Source organism: Bordetella tumulicola (assembly GCF_965138755.1).
Classification (GTDB): domain Bacteria; phylum Pseudomonadota; class Gammaproteobacteria; order Burkholderiales; family Burkholderiaceae_B; genus Bordetella_A; species Bordetella_A tumulicola.
The window spans coordinates 649,948-668,212 of record NZ_CBCSFP010000001.1 but is presented as its reverse complement, the minus strand read 5'-3'; the positions used below and the strand labels follow the sequence as shown (position 1 = coordinate 668,212).

Sequence of the window (18,265 nt, the reverse complement as noted above, 5' to 3'; positions counted from 1 at the left end):
AATCAACAGTCTAGAAGGTCTCTCGGAATATCATCAACAAGAATGTGATTCTTCTAGGTTGTTGATTTTAAAGACTATTTCGTGTGAATAATTTACCTTTAAGAGCTTCCAGGCAGCGAAGCTGACGGTAAATTTGACGGGGTGCGCAAGCTCTTTGGCCTGGGGTTGGCGTAGCCACGAAAGAACTACCGTCAGCGACGGTAGTTCTTCCTCTTAGACATCAGGATTTATGCGGGCTCGCAAGGGCATGTAGGTCTCGTGATAGGTGACGGCAATCGGCCGTTTCAATCAGGAGACTATTCCCGTGCTTACAGACTTTTCCCTGCGGAACTTGAAACCCCGCGCGATCCTCTACAAGGTCGCCGATCGCGATGGCATGTACGCCATCGTTTCGCCGAAAGGCACCATTACCTTCCGATACGACTACCGGATCAATGGCCGACGAGAGACGTTGACCATAGGCCGTTACGGCTTCGGAGGGATTTCACTAGCCGAAGCCCGAGAAAAACTGCGGCGGGCCAGGGGGCTGCTGGGCGAGGGCACTTCGCCAGCGCTACAGAAGCAACGAGAGAAGGGACGTGGGCCGGAGACCCAGACCTTCAGCGATCATGCCACCCGTTGGCTTTATGGGGCCACGATGGCCGAGTCGACCCGTTCGATGCGAAAGAGCGTACTGGATCGCGACATCTTGCCAGCGTTCAACAAACGCCTTCTTGGCGAAATCCATGGGGAGGATCTACGCGCTCTGTGCATGCGTGTGAGAGCGCGAGGCGCACCAACTACCGCCGTTCATATTCGGGACCTTGTGAAGCAGATATACGGCTACGCGAATCTGCATGGGGAGAAGGTGGTAAACCCTGCTGATAGTGTAGAAGCGGCTTCCATTGCGACTTTCGTACCGAAGGATCGTGCCTTGTCCCCGCAGGAAATCCATCTGATGTCCAAGCAATTAGGGTGCGTGGCTACCTATCCGACGATCCGATTAGCATTGCGCATGATCTTGCTGACGTTGGTGCGAAAGAGTGAGCTGATCGAGGCGACTTGGGACGAGGTCGATTTCGAGAAGGCAACCTGGACCATTCCAAAGCAGCGAATGAAGGGGAGGAGGCCGCACGTGGTTTATCTCTCACGTCAGGCGCTCGACATTTTCGTGGCGTTGCATACCTGTGCGGCCGGTTCCAAGTTTGTCCTGCCGTCGCGCTACAACGCTGACAGTTGCATGTCCAAGGCGACCCTGAACCGTGTCACGCAGCTTGTAGTCGAGAGGGCCAAAGTCGCGGGCTTACCACTGGAGTCGTTTACCGTTCACGATTTGCGCCGTACGGGATCAACGCTGCTGCACGAATTGGGTTTCAACCGAGATTGGATCGAGAAATGCCTTGCGCATGGAGACGGACGGTCCTCGCGCTCGATCTACAACAAGGCCGAGTACGCTGAGCAACGGCGACACATGTTGCAAGAGTGGGCGGACATGGTGGATGCCTGGATCAACGAGCAGATCTACGTTCCGAGACTGTTTCCGGAAAACTTGGCGGTTCTTGTACATTATGGTCGGGGATTGTAGCTTCAGGTAACGTTTTGGGTAATATTGGACCTGGGCGCTGTGTGGCCATGTCGGCCGCACAGCAGACTCACGAGCTATTCGTGTAATATGTAACAAATTATCCACCCGCACTCGTCGATCCTATGAAATGGAGACTTGATGACCGTCAGTGACGACCAAGCTACCACGCTAGCACCAGCAGTCTGGCCGTCGATCGACGAAATCTCGCCGCAAGAGGAGGGTGGGCCCATCGCTAGGATCGGTTTTAGTTATCAAGACGAGGTCGCGGTGGGCTTCCTCATAGAAATGCTGTGTTCCCCTTCCATTTGGAAGGTCCACTGCGAGACACACGACGACATTCTGCTTGTTCGATGTGTGGACGATGTTTGCCATGCCGAGTTCGTGCAGGTGAAGGGAGGCCAGCCTGACCAGCTCTGGTCTGTCGCCAACCTCTGCTTTCGCAAGGCAGGCGCGGTTGGAAGTTCGATATTTGAGGTGTCCTTGGCTCGTGATAAGTACATCGAGCCGTCAAGGTTTCGCCTAGTCACCCATCGGCCGGTCGTGACGGCCCTTCGGGTGCTGACCTCTCCACTCGGTGCGCCAGGGCGGGAGCCGGAAAGCGAGGCGGTGACCGCGCTCCTGGACGCCATCGGTCAATACTGCCCTGAAACCAAATCGGCCAAAGGCAACGACGCACAGTTCTGGATTGACAACTGTGTCTGGGACGTCCGGAACGATCACGCCAGCATCGCAAACGCCAACCTGCTGAAATTGATCGAACTGTCGGCGCAAGAAGGTCAATGCCTTCTCCCCGAGCAAGCGCAAGTTCTGCTTGGTGAGTTGCGTGACTGGGCCAAGAGTGCCGGAGAGGCCCGCTGGATTCCCGACCGGGATAAAAAGATCATTACGCGCACGGCGATTTGCGATTGGTGGTGCCGACGTACTGACGAAATCCGCGACGGTGCGACGGCGCCCGGCGGCGGCAAACTTTCAACCAAGCTCAACGAGATCGGTGCGGGGTCTGAGACGATCGCACTGGCAGTTGATATTCGGCGGACTTACGCCGCGTTAATGCGAACTACGCGCTACATGGCGGAAGACGAAACATCTGTTCTCCAGCAGCGCGTGAAGTCGGAAATGATGCTGCTGCGTGCGCGCTACTCCGCCGGCCACCTCGACATTGATGGTGCAGCCTTTCTGTCGTTATGTCTGGAACGGCTGAATGCCATGAACGAGGACAGACCTGCCGGCGAGAAAGATCGATCTGCTTTCCTTCAGGGATGCATGTACGACATCACAGACCGCTGCTTGCACCGATTCGCGAGGCCAGTGCGATGAAGTCGCTCGAACGCCTGGGCAACCGGCCCGTCAGCCTACCGTTGGCTGCCGACGATGTCGTGGAGTTCCACATGGCGCGACTGCTGCTGCTCCTGAGACTGTGCGGAACCGCGGGGCGGATCGACGGTTTGACAAAGATGGCGAAACTCGACTTCTTTGTCAGGTATCCCGACTTTTTCGAGACCGCGCGTGATCAGTCGAACGGAACCGGGATATCTGATCGCGCTGTTGAGTCGGCCATGGTGCGACACCACTATGGCCCGTGGGACAAGCGCTACTACCATGTGCTAGCAAACCTAGAGGCGAGGAGACTGATTTCCGTGGCCAAAGAAAAGAACTCCTACCGTATTGCCCTAACTGATCTTGGTCAAGATCGAGCCAAACGTTTGTTGGAATTGCCTTCATTCGCTCCGATCGTGAGCCGGATGAAGGAAGTGAAGAGCGCGTTTGGCTCGCGTAGTGGCACGTCGCTGAAAGACATGATCTACAAAGTTTTCGACGAGGAAGTGGGCCGTCGCCGCCTAGGTGAGGTGATCGAGGCATGAGCGGGCGATACATTTCCATCGGTCGGCTAGCACGTCGATTCTCCAACGGCGAAACCGAAGCCTTGAAGTTTGAACCTGGCGTCAACCTGCTCATCGGCCCCCCCAACACGGGAAAGACGAAGTGGCTTCAGATGCTCGACCATCTGCTGGGTGATCCGTCGTCTTTTGAGTCGACATTTGATGAGCAACTCTTCGCAAAGTACGACTCGATCAGCGCGGAGCTGGTTGTTGGAGAGGAAACCCTGCTCGTCGAGCGGCGCTGGAAGGAACCGGGCAGCAAGACGAAGGTTTTCGTCGATGGTGAAGGTCTACCGGCGCGTGACTTTCAACATCTTTTACTGCAAAAGCTCGATATCCCTTTGATGCACTTTCCGCGAGGAAATCCATTTTCTGGCCAGACTTGGCCTGAGCTCAGTTTCAGGATGCTGCTGCGACATATTTACCGGCAGCAACGGTTCTGGAGCGGCATCGCAGACCAACAGATTGAGGCCGAGCAACACGCATGCTTGCTGCAGTTCCTTGGTCTGGCTGAGCACATCTACACCGAGAAGTATGGACAGCTGGTGGGGATGAAGCTTGCGGTAGAGCGTCTCAAAGCCAGGCGCGAGCAATACGGCTCAACGCTGAACGAACTTGCAAGAGATCTCTTGAATGTCGAAGGCCTCGAACAGAGTGTCAACGCGGAAGTTGTGCGGCAGGCGGAGGAGCGCATCGACATGAAGCTCAATGAGCTTAGGGATCATCGAATTGCTACGCTTGTCGACGGACGAAACAATGCTGTTGCCAACCAGAGCCGCGGACGCATTGAGGCGTTGAGCGAAAAACGGGCCGCGCTCATCGTTACGCGAGAGGAACAGTTTCGCCAAACGAAGGCGACGACTGAACGGTTGGAGGAGATGCAGCGCTACCGAGACGATTTGACGAATGAACTGGCGCGGCTGCATCGTGCAGAAGACGCGGGAGCCTTGTTCGCCGACTTAAAAATTACGCATTGTCCCGCGTGTGACCAAACAGTCGCGCAACAAGCAGTCGATGTGACCGATTGCCACCTATGTCATCAACATCTCCCCGTGGAGCCGATGGTCGAAGGGTTGGGGGCAGCACGCCTGCAGTTTGAAAACAATCGTCTCACGGGGGAACTTCAGGAAGCGGAGACGCTGCTCGTCGTTCTTGGACGGGAGGTAGAGCGTCTTGCTCACGCGCAGTTGGCTTTAGACGAACAGCTAAGGATGGCCGAGAACGAACTCGCACCCGCACGGGAGGCAGTGTCTGCTTTGGTGAGTGAGGAACTGACCGCTATCGACATGGCCATGGGGGAACTAAACGAGCGGCAGCGCCAGGTGAAGCGCTTGACTGGAGCAGTTGAGCTGGGCGAACAACTCACTGGACAGATTGAAGCAATGGAGACGGAGATCGCGCCACTACAAGTTCAGGTCGATGACATCACGCGCGCCACCGACTTCGGCCATGGTGAGGAACTGCTTTCTTCCGGCATGACTTTCTATCTGAATGCACTGAATCGCATCAAACCCAACGTGTGGCGACACAGCGCAGTCGACGTAAATCTTTCTAGATCCGCCTTCAGCATCAAGGTGGGGTCCAGGCGGTGGAGCTCGGCGTTGGGTGGGACGGATACGTTGTACTTCTTGATGTCATATCACTTTGGCCTCCTCTCGCTGAGCTCTTTGCCTCATTGTCACTACCCGGGCCTGTCGATCATCGACCTCCCCGGAGATTTTCTCGGAGAGTCTATAGAGGACAAAGAGAACTTCATCGTTCAGCCGTTCATTGACCTCTTGGCCCAGGATTCCTTCATGGGCGCACAAGTCATCATGACCGGAGCATCGTTCAAGGGGCTAACTGGCGTTCATCGAACCAACCTTCACAAGGTCTACGTAGGGTAGCGATCCTCGGATCGCGATGTTTGTTGAAGTTGGGCCGGCCGACAAGGAGGGCATGGATCTATCGCAGACCACATGCGCCGTGCGCGAGTTGCTCAGCACGGTGCATCGTCGACGGTGGTGCGACGCGTGGTCATGACGACGGGCGGGATGCGGGAACTTAGCCGGTCCGACGCGGCCGGAAATATAAAAGGAAGAAGAAATTGCAGCTATCGGACCTGGACATCACCGATCCCGCGAGCACTGATATGTCCCGCCTTGGCGGCACGTGCTGCTTGCCGCCCACTCGAACAGCAGGCGAACAGCAGTACTTCGACCAAGCGATGGCGGCGTTGTCGAGCTACAAGTTCTGGACGGCGGCCACCGACGCATGCATGTATCGACCTTCAGCCGGCCTCTGGGCACCCCAACGTCGAGCTGTAGGCGCTGCAGTGGCCTACATCGGCGCGGTTGCAGGAAGCACGCCATCCGAGTCTGCACTCATCAAAATGCCTACGGGAACGGGCAAGTCTGGCGTGATTGCTACTTTGGCCTGCGCGCTACCGAAGGTTCGCAGGACGCTCATAATCACGCCACGAAGGTCGCTCGTGGACCAGATGTTGAACGATGTCCACTGGAGGTTCTGGAAGCACTTTGAACTTGAGTATGGGACAACTGGGCTCAGAGCGTCCCAACGTGGCGATGCTGTACCGACGGATACCCAGATGACCGCCGATGGCGTCATGAGGCTTCTGCCCTCGACAACGGCGACTTTATGCTCCTATCCGAAGGGCGAGCGGCTGATCGTTGTGGGAACCTTCAGCGCCTTGGCTCAGATCCTTCGACCGCCTCGACCTGCACATCGGCTCACTGGCCGCTACCCGACCGAGCGCGACGAAGGCCCTACCGATGCACCCCGATCGTCTGAATGGACCGCTCCACAAGCGGATCTCGTCCGTGCAGCACTCTCTGACTTCGATCTCGTCATCGTTGATGAAGGTCACTACGAACCGGCATTTGTCTGGTCCCAGTGCATTCGTGAGCTGGCGCGTCCCACGGTGTTGTTTAGCGCGACGCCGTACCGTAACGATTTCAAGTACTTTCAGGTGCGCGGGAACTTCGCTTTCAACCTTGGCTATGAAGAGGCGACCAACCGACATTTAATCCGGCCAGTGACCTTTGCAGGTGCCCAGCATCTACCCAAGAGCGGCTGCAGTCCTTCGGAATTCTCCGAAGCCCTGAAAAAGTTCAAGACTACAGTTTTGGACAAGCAGTACTGGCCCGCAGCGCGCGGCCCCAGACGCGTGATCGTGCGCTGCGCCGATCATGAATCGCTGATTCTCATGCGCGACGCGCTACAAAGCTTAGGCAGCAGCGCTGTTCTCATCCATGACAAAGTGAAGCGTGACGATGCGGTCAAGCTGGAGTTCCAGAGCGTAAATCGGGCGTTGCTAGCGCCTGAGAGTGACCCCATCGAGTATTGGCTCCATCAATGGAAGCTTCTCGAAGGCGTCGACGACAGCACTTTCGCGACCATCGCGATCTATGAGCCGTTCTCCACATCGCGTGCAACGATCCAACAGATCGGTCGCATCATCCGGGTGCTTGATCGGGGCGCGCCCGACAAAGAAGTTGCAACCGTATTTGCCAGCGCGGACATACAGGCCGATGCCCACGCCCGATTTGAGCGATACACCCGCTACGAGCAGCACTTCGCCAAGGACCCAAAGCGCGCTCTTGAGCAAGAGTCGAACTTGCCGGGACTGCTCTTGCAGAGCGTAGCTCCCTACCAATACTTGGCGGGCGACTTTCGAGAGCGTGTTCCGCTGGACGACGCCCTCGAGCCTCCCAGGTACGCAGATTTTGCGGTTCCCCTTAGAACATCCATCTACCGGTACTCTCACACTGCCACGCTCGACGACCTGACGAAAGCCTGCGCCGATGCAATGCAGCTTGAGGACCGCTACAACGTGACGATCCTCCAATCTGGATTCGCTGAGCCGGGCTCAGTACGGTTGATTCACTACCTGACTTGCAAGAATTCAGAGCTGTTGATCCGACACTCCCTACCGATCTGGAGCCTGGGCGTTATGGTGCTTGGCCGGATTGGCGCGCGGGTGTTTATCCTGGACACCGAGGGCATCGTGATTGACCTGGACGCCCTCGGGCTTGAGCCGGAGTCCGCGGAACACCTTGAGCGCCTGATTCCCGCGAACGGGAACGGGATCGTATCTAGAGTGTCCCAAGCATCCGCCATCGGGTTGGACTTGTCCGAGTCCGCCGTCCGCTCAGTCACAGCTCGGATGCACGACTTCGCCAGCGGCTTTTTTGACTTGTCGCAAAGCAGCCAAGCCCTGCACTCAGTTCGGGCATCGATGCGTCTGCAGGACACGCCGGTTACACGCTACCTGTCGATCGACCGAGCCAGCGTTTCCGACTACAGCGCACGCACACAGCGACGTTCGGTCAACGAATACTTCGTGTGGCTCCAGCATCTGGCCGCAGTCCTTGATTCGAATGCGCTCATCAGTGGTGTCTTCGAGCGGTTCGCCCGGTCAGTCGCAGCACCGCCTGTACAAGACGCTCTACCCATGAACGTTCTGTTCGACTTCTACGATTTGCTCGACACCTCGTTGGATACAGCTGGCTGGCATGCCACGAAGTGCGAATCTCTTAGACAAGCAGAAACCTGCGTCGACGTTGATGGATCCGGGGCTTTCAGCCTGAATGTGGACGGCAAGGTCCTGAACGGAAAAATCACGTACGCGGTCACAGGCAATGTTCGGCCTAAAGGCCGCTATGACATCGAATCGCCAGAACTGGACGCATTCGTCAGAGACCCCAACTCCCCCTCGACTGAGCCAGCATCCCTGGTACGCGCCCTCAACAAGGAGCAGGCATTTCGGGTCATACCGAGTGGATCCGATCTCACCTATGCCAAGCGGCTCTTCTATCAAACCGGTTTAGACATTGACGCGATTGCCGCGGGTCGAGAGGAAGGATCACCTCTGGAGATGCTCACGCCTTCGCCGTGGCTAGAGCAAGTCACGTCCGAGAAGGGTGGAGGAAGCGCGAGGCAGTGGGTGGCAGGTTCCGTTTTCGGCGGCGTCTTCGCTGAGTTCGGGCTCTCCAGTCACGGCGCTCGCTCAAATGCCAGGGCACGACCCTTGCACGCGCTGGACCCTGCACTCGCTCAAGAGCTGCAGACGTTTGACACGATGGTGTGCGACGACGGTGGTCAGGAGCAAGCCGATTTCATGTTCAAGGGTGAGAGCCCTCGTCGCGTGGTGTTCGTGCATGCCAAAGTCAACGACAACTCGATGAGCGTGAGTGCTATGCAGATCGTTGGTCGTCAGGCGATGGCGTCTCTTGCCTTCATCGCACGCGGCGCGCGGCTCCAGGATCGCTCCACCTGGTGGGCATCACCCTGGTCAACGGATGATCATCGGCAGGTTCCGCATCGAGTGCTGAGATCCTCGAACCCGAATCTCCAAGTCACCTGGGGCGAGATCAAACGTGGCATCCAGTCCGCACAGTACGCAAAGGAGATCTGGATCTTTGCCGGCCGTACGCTCAGCAAGAAGGAACTTGTCCGACAACTCACGCGCCCTGCGGGGCCAACTCCGTTGTCACTCCAGATGGCTTATTACCTGGGCACACTCCAGACATCGGCAGCTCGCGCAAACGTTGCCATGCGAATCTTCTGTTCCAGCTGATATTGCGCATGTTTGCCGGTAAGTCACTGATGCTTCGGACTTAGGGCTTGGCCATAGTTGCTGCTGCATCCTGGCGTATACACCAGACTGTGGCAGCACCAAGAGGTGCGTTAACTTGGTATCCTTCTCCCTGATTGATGATGGTGTTGCCAGAGTTGCCGCCCCGCAAATTGCTCCATTTCTCGCGCCAGCAAAAGATGCGAGCTTCTAACGGTAAAAGTGACGGTAACGCCCTATGTTGATCACTGCCAATCCCTTTAACCATGCGGGTTTAGGCGACTTGTTGATGATCGAGTGGGAGTGATTTGACGTCCTTCGAGGACTATCTGACTAAATTGGGCGCGGCAGGTTTGCCGCGCCCAATTTCAATGTCCATCACCAAATCGCCCCGTCGCCGCCTTTGTCCGGGTGACGACGGGGCGGGGCGCAAGTGGCTTGCGCGCGTTTCTCAGTGCGTTTCGACCAGCCGCAGCAAGAGCGGCGTCCTGGATCGAAAGCACATCGAATAGACCCAGCGCCCGCAACGTGGGCGAGGCACGATGCAACTATCTTGCCGTTCGACGCCGAGGGCAAGGACTTACCGTCGTGGCCGTAGTAGCGTTGCGCGGCTTGCAGGAAGTCTCGGGCGAAGCGGGGCTCAAACAGCGAGCGAGCCGCCGTCCACGAAGAGTTCGACGCCCGCGATATAGCTGCTCTCGCTGGATGCCAGAAAGAGCACGGCGCGCGCGACTTCGTCGGGTTGTCCCAGGCGACCGAGCGGCACGATCTGCGTCAGCATGTCTTCGACTCCCGGACGCGTGTCGAGGTAGCCGCGCATCAGGCGTGTTTCGGTGCCGCCCGGCGAGACCACGTTTACGCGGATGCCACGCTCCTTCAGGTCGGTCGTCCAGCTTCGCGCGAACGAACGCACCGCCGCCTTGCTCGCATTGTAGAGCGACTGGTCGGGAAAGCCTTTGCTGCCGGCAACCGAGCCGTTAAGGATTACTGCGCCGCCCGCAGTCAGCAGTGGCAATGCCTTCTGCACAGTGAAAAGCAGGCCACGCACATTCAGGCCGAAGACGCGGTCGAAGCCCGCTTCGTCGATCGTACCCAGCGGCCGCGGTTCGCCCTCGGCGATGCCGGCGTTGGCAAAAACGACATCCAACTTCCCGTGCTCGCGTTGGATGCGTTCATAGAGTCGATCGAGGTCAGCGAGGTTCGCGGCGTCTCCTTGTACGCCAATAGCACCATTGCCGATTTCCCGCACAGCTTCGTCGAGTCGTTCCTGTCTGCGTCCGGTGAGGTAGACCTGCGCGCCTTCGGCCGCAAAGAGCTTGGCAGTCGCCAGGCCGATGCCCTCGCTGCCGCCGGTGATCGCCACAACCTTGTTCTCAAAGCGCTTGCTCATATGTACCTCATCTATAAGTGGAGTATTACTCCACTTATTATATGGAGAGATCATCCACTTTGTAAATGGAGGTATGATCCATTTCGTAAATGAGATCGAAAATGAAAGGACATTCTGGAACCGACGAAGCGCCACTGCGCGCCGACGCAGCGCGCAACCGGGAGCGCATCCTCGCCGCGGCGGAAGAGGTGTTTCTTGAACGTGGCGCCGATGCCTCCCTGGACGATGTCGCCAAGCGCGCCAAGGTGGGTATCGGAACGCTTTATCGCCGCTTTCCGGCGCGCGAGGCCCTGCTTGCTGCATTAAGCGATGAGCGCTTGCTGTCGCTCGCTGCGGCGAGCCGGGCCGCAGACGACACGCTCGAACCGAAGGCTTCCATACGCGCCTTTGTCCAGGAACTGGTGATGCACGCCAGCCACTATCGCGGGTTGGCGGCGTCGCTGGGGGCGGTACTCCAGAGTGGCACTCCCGGCTGTCACGCCGGGAGCGAAGAGGGACTGCGGCTGCTCCATCGCGCACAGAAAGCGGGAGCTGTTCGCAAGGATGTTTCCCTGGACGACCTCTTGTGCATGGTCACGGCGATCTCCCTTGCCGTCGAGCAAGGCCGCGCCGGGAAAACGCGCGTCGCGCACTTGGTGGATCTGTTCCTTGACGGCATCGGGATGCGTTGAGCTGACAATCGCGGCTTTCGCTATCAAACAAATAGCAAATCAAAGGGCTGCACGACGGCCAACGAGCTTGTGCTTTCGGTGGATCATCATTTCGACCTAAGGTGCAGGCCTGCCTCGGCCTGTTATTGGTGAGGCATTCATACGTTCTTATCCCAAGCTACCGGCAAAACGCCGTGCGTAGTCTTCACGTTTGAATGCCTCGATCACGAAGTCGATGAAGACTCGCGTCTTGCCCGGGAGCAGGTCGCGACTCGCATAGTAGAGCGAGATTGCGCCCGCATCGGCCCACCAGCGCGGCAAAACTCGCATAAGCTCCCCCGACTCCAATCCTGCTAGAACATCAGGGACGGCCAGCATGGCGACACCCAAGCCTAGCTGCACCGACTCCCTCAGTGCGGCAGGGTCGTTGACCACTAAAGTTTCGTGCATCAATGCGGCAACCTGATCGCCTTGCGCGTCGCGCATGTTCCAGGTACGGATGCGGCCCGACTTGAGTGAACGCATGACGATTCCATCCAGCTCAATCAGCTCGGATGGGTCAGCAGGTGCCGTGCGTCGGGCCAGATAGGCAGGAGATGCGACGGCGATGATGTGCGCTGGTGCCAATGTCCGGGCGACCATGCCGGGCGTGAGCTCGAAGCCACCACCAATAGCGGCGTCGTAGCCTTCGGCGATCAGGTCCACCGCGCGGTTCTCGAAATGCCACTCGGGCTTGATGCGAGGGTAGCGCTGCAAGAAGTCCGGCAGTAGCGGCAGAATGTGGCTCATCCCGACGGTTGGCGGCAGGCTGATCTTGAGTACACCCGCAGGCTGTCCGTCGTCTGCCGATACCGACGCAATGGCGTTTTGCAAAGACTCCAGATTGCCGCCGATCGCGCTCAGGAATGCCTCACCCGCCTCGGTCAGCGTCAGCTTGCGGGTTGAACGATGGAACAGCCGTACTTTTAGGTTGCGCTCCAGCATGGCCACGTTCCGGCTTACTGCTGCCGGAGTTAGCGCCAACCGCCGCGCCGCAGCCGAAAAGTTTCCGCTCTCGGCACTGCGCACGAACGACTCCAAGTTGGCCAAGGTCTCCATTTGTGAATATTAAATCATTGCTTGAAGATGATCCAAGTCATTTGATACTAATCAATGAGCAATAAAAGCGCGAAAGTCACTCCACCGAATCCTCGGCATTTAAACGGAGTGACCTATGAACGACACAACTTCTACCCAATCGCTTCCGCTGCTAGGCAAGACGGCTTTCGTCACTGGTGGTTCTCGCTCCATCGGGGCGGCCATCACCAAGCAACTCGCTGCCGACGGTGCCCAAGTCGCCTTTACCTACCGCGGCTCGCCTGACGCGGCCAAGCAAACAATCGCCGACATCGAGTCAGCCGGTGGCCGCGCGCTGGCCATCGTAGCCGACGCTGCGGACCCGGAGGCCGTGCGCGCGGCCATCACCAAGACGGTCGAGACATTTGGTGGTCTGGACATTCTGGTAAACAACGCCGGAATCGCGTCGGCGAGCCCGATAGACCAGATTACGTTCGAGGACTATCAGTCGATGCTCGCGGTCAACGTCACGGGCGTGTTCGTAGCCACGCAGGAAGCCGTACGCCACATGAAGGAAGGTGGCCGAATCGTGCACATCGGTAGTTCAGCAACGAAGTATGCCGGTGTGCCCGGTCTCTCGGTGTACGGACTGACAAAGGGAGCCATCACGGGCTTTAACCGTAGCTTGGCATACGACCTGGGCTCGCGTGGCATCACCGTCAACACCGTGCACCCCGGGCCCGTAGACACGGACATGAATCCGGTCGATAGCGAGTGGGCCAAGTTGCTCATCCCCGGTATCGCGGTGGGCCGTTACGGCAAGCCGAATGAAATCGCCAGCGTCGTGGCGTTTCTCGCCAGCCCACAGGCCTCCTATGTCACGGGCGCCGACATCCTGGTCGACGGCGGCTTCACGTCTTGAGCGTCTCTGGAGTGGGCCCGTTGGCCCGCTCCACACGACTGCAAAGCCGATCTTCATCATCAGACACAACTTCATCTTCGGTCGAGGACATTCATCATGAACACTTCGCTTCCTTCCATCGGCATCGTCGGTGCAGGTCATATCGGCGCGGCATTCGCGCGCGCGCTGGCACGCTGCAGCATCCCGGCCATCCTGTCCAACAGCCGCGGGCCGGAAAGTCTGCAAGCGCTGGTACAGAGCATTGGTCCCAGCATACGCGCTGGCACACGAGAGGAAGCGGCCGCGCAGGCCATCGTGTTGGTCGCGGTGAACTGGTCGAAGTTGCCAGGTGCCCTAGCCAAGCTGCCGGACTTCGAGGGGCGCATCGTTATCGATGCTAATAATCCGATCGAGGCACCGCTGTTCAAGCCCATCGATCTTCATGGCCGCACATCGAGCCAGTCATTCGCCGATCTGGTGCCGGGCGCACACGTGGTGAAGGCATTCAATCATCTTCGTCCCCAACTGCTCTTCGCCGATCCAGCGGAGCGCGGAGGGCGACGCGTTCTGTTCTTTGCTGGCGACGATACCCACGCCAAGGCGCAGGTCAGTGCGTTGATCGATCAGTTGGGCTTCGCGGGTATCGATCTTGGCACGCTGGCCGTGGGTGGACGCATGACGCAGTTCCCTGGTGGACCGCTGCCTTCGCTAGAGCTGGTGCAGTTTGGTTGACAACCGCACCCCAATACACCATCGAGGATCAATGCATGTCTGATACAACCGATTCAAGCGCTCTGACCCAGCCCGCTGCTGCGTCGCATGCTGCATGGTTGGCAGTCCTTTCTTTGGCGTTCGGCGCTTTCGGGCTGGTGACGGCAGAATTTCTGCCTGTGAGTCTGCTGACTCCAATGGCAGTTGAGCTAGGCGTCTCCAATGGCATGGTGGGCCAAGCCGTCACGGCCACGGCTGTGATCGCTGCCATAGCCGGTCCGCTTCTTATTTTGGGTACGGGCCGACTGGACAGGCAGAAGATCGTCTGGGGACTGATGGGAATGCTTGTTCTCTCCAACGTTCTCTCGGCTTATGCTCCCAACATCACGATCCTCCTGATAGCCCGAGCACTGTTGGGGTTCGCCCTCGGCAGCTTCTGGGCCATGATGGCTGCGCTCGCCCTGCGGCTAGTTCCTGCTGACAAGGTACCGCGAGCCATTTCAATCATCATCATGGGCATTTCGGTCGCAACAGTCTTCGCTGCGCCGTTGGGTGCTTTTCTGGGAGAGGTGTGGGGATGGCGGGCAACCTTCCTGGCTGCGGCCGGCATTGGTGCGGTAGCGCTCGTCGTCCAGATGCTGACTCTACCCAGGCTTCCAGCCACCTCGGCCCCTGGCCTTGCCTCTTTCAAGGCGGCGCTATCGCGCCGCTCGGTGGCAATCGGCCTGGCAACAGCACTTCTTGTCATCTCCGGGCACTTCGCCGGTTTCACCTTTATCCGCCCCTTCCTTGAGGAAGTGCCGCGTCTTGAGGTTTCGACGGTCTCGCTCGCGCTCCTGGTTTTCGGGCTCGGCGGGTTCCTCGGCAACTTCGCCGGCGGGGCCATCGCCGAGCGCAGTCCTGCGTGGGCGGTAGCCAGTGCATCGCTCCTGATTGCCGGCGTCGCCCTCGCGCTCAGCGTCTTTGGAACGATCGCGGGCGTCGCGTTCACGGCGACCGCACTCTGGGGGGTCGCGTTCGGTGCGTTTCCGGTTTCGATCTCGATCTGGACCGCGCGTGCGGCACCCGATCACGCCGAAAGCGCTGGCGCGCTTTTGTCATCGATCTTCCAGGTTGCCATTGCCATGGGCGCGGTTCTAGGAGGTTTGATCATTGACAGATCCGGCTCAGAGGGCGTGATCGTGTATGTGTTTTTTGCAGCGCTCGCCGGGGCGAGCGTGATGTTCATCTCCGGACGTGCTGAGGAACGTAAAAGACGGGATGCATAGGCGGTGATGCACGTACAGACCTACGGCGAGGCAGTCGATGCCACGGTGCTGATCCCGCACATCCTGGGGATGTTCATCGCCGGCGACCGGGAATTCGGACGGGGCAGGGGAGACAACACTCGACCGTCTTCCCGCGCAGCTACGCCAAAATAGTTTGGATAAGTTGTCATTATCGTATTCAGACTACGATTGGTGATTTCATATCAAATTGACTTCTTTTTGAAAAAATTGTGGAAATAGTAGTATGGCTACGACTACTCCAAGCAAGCTAAATGCGCTCTATACCCGGCTGGCACCGGGGACGCCACTGACCTCGGAGGATTTGGCGGCGTCGGGTATCCCGATCGGCTGAAGGCCTGCTGGTGCTCAAGCCATGAACCGATCTATCTCGATACTGCGCGGCTGCTAACGCAGGTGGCGCCGCTGATGTTCGTTGACGACACCTTTGCCTATCCGAGGCCTGTCAGGTCGCAGTGGCTTTCTGCGAAGGCTTGGTATTGAGGGTGCAGTCTTTGATCCGCAATCTTTCGTGAATGCGTATCACGTCCTTTGAGGGCGGCAATCCAAATTCACGAGCGTACTCGCGGCTGAACTGGGTCGGACTCTCGTAGCCGACCTCATGCGCCGCTGTGGTGACGCTGTAGCCCGCAGCGATCAGCCACGTGCGCGCCTGCAGCAGGCGAATCTGTTTCTGGTATTGCAGCGGACTCAGCGCTGTCACGGCTTTGAAGTGACGGTGGAACGCCGATACGCTCATCGCAACTTCCTCGGCCAGTTCCTCCATCCGCAGGGGACGCGCATAGTCCTGGCGGATACGTTGGATGACCCGGCTCATGCGCGCCAATGCGGTATCCGGCGTCGCGATGTCATGCAGCATCCAGCCCATTGGGCCTTGCAACACGCGGTAGAGAATCTCGCGTTCATAGGCAGGTGCAAGTGCCGGAATATCCGCCGGATGCCTCATCAGGCGCAGAATGCGTACGCAGGCATCCAGCAACTCCACGGTCACCGCAGCGACCGAGAATCCCGTCTCCCGGCGTCTCACTCCGGCAGTATTGGGCAAATCCGACAACAGGCCCGCCAGTAGCGATGGGTCGAGCGTCAGGCTCACCGCGAGATAGGGGGAACCCGATTCGCTGCTGCGCACGATGCCAGCCGCCGGGAGATCGACGGACATGACGAAATAGGTGGCAGGATCGTAGTGCAGGGTCTGCCCGCCAACGGACATGGACTTACTTCCTTGCAGGATCAGGTTGATCATGGGCTCGTAGACGGCGGCAAGCTCGTGTTCTGGAACGGCTCCCTGAACCATCGCCACACGTGGGATGCCAGTCTCGGTACGACGATTTCGCGCGTGAGCGGCTAGGCTCCGCAGTTCGTTCAATTGTTTTTCCATGACGCCATTGAACTTCGACTCTCGTTTGAGGGCAAGCGATTGAGCAGAAATAGGCAGGAATGAGGCAGGATCAGGTGGGCCAGGACCGTGGCGCGCGCCTATCGTATTGCTATCGAACTTCAAGGAATCACCCATGGACATCATCGTCATCACCGGAGGTAGCCGGGGTATCGGCGCCAGCACCGCCCTCGGGCGCGTGGGTGAAGCAGAAGAAGTGGCTCGTGTGATCGCCTCGCTGCTGACTGTGGACGGTGGCTGGATCAACGCCCAGAACATCGAAGTCGCTGGCGGCTACATCGTCTACAGGACATCTTCATGATCGATCACATCTTTCTCACCGTCAGTGACACCGATCGCTCGGTTGCCTTCTACGAAAGAGTGCTTCCCGTCCTCGGGATCACCAACCGGCTCGACTATGACGGAAAGGACGGCCCGGTGGGCCATCCCAACTTGAAGGGCTTCGGGGCGAAGGGCCGCATGTCATTCTGGCTACGGCAAGGAGCTGCAGCGCCCAATGCCGTGCACATTGGCTTCATTGCGGACTCCGAGGAAATGGTGAATGCCGCCTTTGCCGAGGCATTGGCCGCTGATGCGACCGAGATCCATGCGCCCGGGCCGCAGCTTCACTACGATCCCCGCTACTACGCCGCGCAGGTCAGAGACCCAGATGGCTACAGCCTGGAGTTCGTCTACAAAAGCTGGCAGCACGGGAACTGATGTTTCAACGCCCGCGGGTTGATCCTGCGCATCGACGCCTCGCTCGAATAAACCACCTGGAAGGGTGCCCCACAATGAAAAACTGATGATCTATGGAGCCGCCGGGTATACCGGCGGCATGGCGGCAGAGCATGCCGCATCCGCAGGCCTCGACCTGGTTCTCGCAGGTCGCGCTCAAAGCCGGGCGGCGCTTGAGACACTAGCCCAGCGGCTCGGTGCGGAGGCGCGGATCTTCTCCCTTGACGATCCCGGTGCAATCCACCATGGGCTTGAGGGCGTCTGCGTGCTGCTCAACGCCGCCGGGCCGTTCATGGCCACGGCGGAACCGCTCATGGCTGCCGCCATCCGTGCCGGCGTGCACTACCTAGATTTCTCGGCCGAGCTCGGCACCTATCGACAGGCGATTGCCCTCGACGGGCAAGCCCGTGCTGCAGGCGTGATGCTTTTGCCCGGAAGCGGGGGCAGTGTCGCGATGCTCGGAAGCCTTGCTGGCCATGCCACAGTGCGGCTCAAGGATCCACGAAAAATCCGCATCGCACTCGATGTGGCGGGCGGGATGTCGCGAGGGTCGGTGACCAGCGCGACTCAGAATGTGGTGACCGAGACGCTCCATCTCGTCGACGGGGAGCTCGTTGCGCGCAATCGCGAGGAGCTGCGCGTCTTCGACTTCGGCGACGGGCCGCAGTCTTCGTTCCCTGTGACGTTGCCCGATCTCTTGACCATCCACCACGCGACCGGCGTGCCCGACATCGAGACCTTCGTTCATGTCACTGCAGGCGCATTTCCGGCGGGAGATGTTGCGGAACTCCCCGCAGGCCCGAGCACGGAAGAGCGGGCGGCCAACCGGTACCATGCGGCCGTCGAAGTCATCGATGCTGACGGTACGGTTGCGCTCTCGGTCCTTGATACGGTGAACGGCTATACCTTTACCGCCATGGCCGCTGCTGAGGCCGCGCGGCGAGTGCTACGCGGCGAGCTTCTCCATGGGTTCCAGACTCCAGTTGGTGTGTTCGGCCACGGTTTTGCCGAGACAATCGCCGATACCCGGATCATTGACGTTGCGACCATCAAGGGCGACGTTTGACTTAGCTTTTGCAACCCGCCTATCGCTGCGAGGGAATCGGGTCGTGTTGGCGACCAAGTTCGGCTTTGTTCGT

At 58.8% G+C, this 18,265-nt stretch carries 16 protein-coding genes; 13 read left to right on the top strand and 3 right to left on the bottom strand.

Annotated features, from left to right (window positions below):
• The first annotated feature begins 304 nt into the window (after positions 1-304).
• From ACNAZS_RS03135 to ACNAZS_RS03115, 5 genes are all read left to right on the top strand, one after another.
• Positions 305-1,564, top strand: a complete 1,260-nt coding sequence (locus ACNAZS_RS03135) for a tyrosine-type recombinase/integrase (protein WP_415786053.1) — start codon at positions 305-307, stop codon at positions 1,562-1,564.
• Positions 1,565-1,702: 138 nt separating this feature from the next.
• Positions 1,703-2,881 (top strand): dsDNA nuclease domain-containing protein, encoded by a 1,179-nt coding sequence (locus ACNAZS_RS03130; protein ID WP_415786051.1) that lies wholly within the window; start codon positions 1,703-1,705, stop codon positions 2,879-2,881.
• Positions 2,878-3,426, top strand: a complete 549-nt coding sequence (locus ACNAZS_RS03125; RefSeq protein WP_415786049.1) for a hypothetical protein — start codon at positions 2,878-2,880, stop codon at positions 3,424-3,426. The genes ACNAZS_RS03130 and ACNAZS_RS03125 overlap by 4 nt, the downstream gene beginning before the upstream one ends.
• Positions 3,423-5,330, top strand: a complete 1,908-nt coding sequence (locus ACNAZS_RS03120) for a hypothetical protein (protein ID WP_415786047.1) — start codon at positions 3,423-3,425, stop codon at positions 5,328-5,330. The genes ACNAZS_RS03125 and ACNAZS_RS03120 overlap by 4 nt, the downstream gene beginning before the upstream one ends.
• 200 nt (positions 5,331-5,530) lie before the next feature.
• Positions 5,531-9,022: a DEAD/DEAH box helicase gene (locus tag ACNAZS_RS03115; RefSeq protein ID WP_415786045.1), complete on the top strand. Its 3,492-nt coding sequence runs from the start codon at positions 5,531-5,533 to the stop codon at positions 9,020-9,022.
• A gap of 637 nt (positions 9,023-9,659) precedes the next feature.
• On the opposite strand, the gene ACNAZS_RS03110 is transcribed toward ACNAZS_RS03115, so the two are convergent.
• Positions 9,660-10,409, bottom strand: coding sequence for an SDR family NAD(P)-dependent oxidoreductase (locus tag ACNAZS_RS03110; RefSeq protein ID WP_415786043.1), 750 nt, complete (start codon positions 10,407-10,409; stop codon positions 9,660-9,662).
• A gap of 101 nt (positions 10,410-10,510) precedes the next feature.
• Between ACNAZS_RS03110 and ACNAZS_RS03105 the strand changes: the two genes are divergently transcribed.
• A complete protein-coding gene (locus ACNAZS_RS03105; protein WP_415786041.1) occupies positions 10,511-11,080 on the top strand; it encodes a TetR/AcrR family transcriptional regulator in 570 nt (189 codons plus the stop codon).
• Between the two features lie 147 nt (positions 11,081-11,227).
• Here the strand turns inward: ACNAZS_RS03105 and ACNAZS_RS03100 are convergent, their stop codons facing one another.
• On the bottom strand, positions 11,228-12,157 hold the full coding sequence (locus ACNAZS_RS03100) for a LysR family transcriptional regulator (RefSeq protein WP_415786039.1): 930 nt from the start codon (positions 12,155-12,157) through the stop codon (positions 11,228-11,230).
• Between the two features lie 115 nt (positions 12,158-12,272).
• On the opposite strand from ACNAZS_RS03100, the gene ACNAZS_RS03095 reads away from it, so the two are divergent.
• The 4 genes from ACNAZS_RS03095 (at position 12,273) to ACNAZS_RS03080 (ending at position 15,148) form a co-directional block, all read left to right on the top strand.
• Positions 12,273-13,037, top strand: a complete 765-nt coding sequence (locus tag ACNAZS_RS03095; protein ID WP_415786037.1) for an SDR family NAD(P)-dependent oxidoreductase — start codon at positions 12,273-12,275, stop codon at positions 13,035-13,037.
• 96 nt (positions 13,038-13,133) lie between these two features.
• Positions 13,134-13,748: an NADPH-dependent F420 reductase gene (locus tag ACNAZS_RS03090; protein WP_415786035.1), complete on the top strand. Its 615-nt coding sequence runs from the start codon at positions 13,134-13,136 to the stop codon at positions 13,746-13,748.
• Between the two features lie 35 nt (positions 13,749-13,783).
• The gene (locus ACNAZS_RS03085; protein ID WP_415786033.1) at positions 13,784-14,995 is read left to right on the top strand and encodes an MFS transporter; all 1,212 of its coding nucleotides are present in this window, start codon (positions 13,784-13,786) and stop codon (positions 14,993-14,995) included.
• Between the two features lie 6 nt (positions 14,996-15,001).
• On the top strand, positions 15,002-15,148 hold the full coding sequence (locus ACNAZS_RS03080) for a DUF2274 domain-containing protein (RefSeq protein WP_415786031.1): 147 nt from the start codon (positions 15,002-15,004) through the stop codon (positions 15,146-15,148).
• A gap of 310 nt (positions 15,149-15,458) precedes the next feature.
• Here ACNAZS_RS03080 and ACNAZS_RS03075 read toward each other — a convergent pair whose 3' ends face one another.
• Positions 15,459-16,526: an AraC family transcriptional regulator gene (locus ACNAZS_RS03075; RefSeq protein WP_415786029.1), complete on the bottom strand. Its 1,068-nt coding sequence runs from the start codon at positions 16,524-16,526 to the stop codon at positions 15,459-15,461.
• Here ACNAZS_RS03075 and ACNAZS_RS03070 point away from each other — a divergent pair.
• From ACNAZS_RS03070 to ACNAZS_RS03060, 3 genes are all read left to right on the top strand, one after another.
• Positions 16,525-16,710: a hypothetical protein gene (locus ACNAZS_RS03070; RefSeq protein WP_415786027.1), complete on the top strand. Its 186-nt coding sequence runs from the start codon at positions 16,525-16,527 to the stop codon at positions 16,708-16,710. The two genes, ACNAZS_RS03075 and ACNAZS_RS03070, sit on opposite strands and share 2 nt — an antisense overlap.
• Positions 16,707-17,108: a VOC family protein gene (locus ACNAZS_RS03065; RefSeq protein WP_415786025.1), complete on the top strand. Its 402-nt coding sequence runs from the start codon at positions 16,707-16,709 to the stop codon at positions 17,106-17,108. Before ACNAZS_RS03070 ends, ACNAZS_RS03065 begins: the two co-directional genes overlap by 4 nt.
• A gap of 85 nt (positions 17,109-17,193) precedes the next feature.
• Positions 17,194-18,192: a saccharopine dehydrogenase NADP-binding domain-containing protein gene (locus ACNAZS_RS03060; protein WP_415786023.1), complete on the top strand. Its 999-nt coding sequence runs from the start codon at positions 17,194-17,196 to the stop codon at positions 18,190-18,192.
• Positions 18,193-18,265 lie beyond the last annotated feature (73 nt).

Excerpts from the sequence above, each read along its gene's own strand:
- ACNAZS_RS03090 (WP_415786035.1), top strand. The coding sequence starts at position 13,134 with ATGAACACTTCGCTTCCTTCCATCGGCATCGTCGGTGCAGGTCATATC.
- ACNAZS_RS03120 (WP_415786047.1), top strand. The coding sequence starts at position 3,423 with ATGAGCGGGCGATACATTTCCATCGGTCGGCTAGCACGTCGATTCTCC.
- ACNAZS_RS03125 (WP_415786049.1), top strand. The coding sequence starts at position 2,878 with ATGAAGTCGCTCGAACGCCTGGGCAACCGGCCCGTCAGCCTACCGTTG.
- ACNAZS_RS03080 (WP_415786031.1), top strand. The coding sequence starts at position 15,002 with ATGCACGTACAGACCTACGGCGAGGCAGTCGATGCCACGGTGCTGATC.
- ACNAZS_RS03105 (WP_415786041.1), top strand. The coding sequence starts at position 10,511 with ATGAAAGGACATTCTGGAACCGACGAAGCGCCACTGCGCGCCGACGCA.
- ACNAZS_RS03095 (WP_415786037.1), top strand. The coding sequence starts at position 12,273 with ATGAACGACACAACTTCTACCCAATCGCTTCCGCTGCTAGGCAAGACG.
- ACNAZS_RS03085 (WP_415786033.1), top strand. The coding sequence starts at position 13,784 with ATGTCTGATACAACCGATTCAAGCGCTCTGACCCAGCCCGCTGCTGCG.
- ACNAZS_RS03075 (WP_415786029.1), bottom strand. The coding sequence starts at position 16,526 with ATGGGTGATTCCTTGAAGTTCGATAGCAATACGATAGGCGCGCGCCAC.
- ACNAZS_RS03130 (WP_415786051.1), top strand. The coding sequence starts at position 1,703 with ATGACCGTCAGTGACGACCAAGCTACCACGCTAGCACCAGCAGTCTGG.
- ACNAZS_RS03100 (WP_415786039.1), bottom strand. The coding sequence starts at position 12,157 with ATGGAGACCTTGGCCAACTTGGAGTCGTTCGTGCGCAGTGCCGAGAGC.
- ACNAZS_RS03065 (WP_415786025.1), top strand. The coding sequence starts at position 16,707 with ATGATCGATCACATCTTTCTCACCGTCAGTGACACCGATCGCTCGGTT.
- ACNAZS_RS03110 (WP_415786043.1), bottom strand. The coding sequence starts at position 10,409 with ATGAGCAAGCGCTTTGAGAACAAGGTTGTGGCGATCACCGGCGGCAGC.
- ACNAZS_RS03060 (WP_415786023.1), top strand. The coding sequence starts at position 17,194 with ATGATCTATGGAGCCGCCGGGTATACCGGCGGCATGGCGGCAGAGCAT.
- ACNAZS_RS03070 (WP_415786027.1), top strand. The coding sequence starts at position 16,525 with ATGGACATCATCGTCATCACCGGAGGTAGCCGGGGTATCGGCGCCAGC.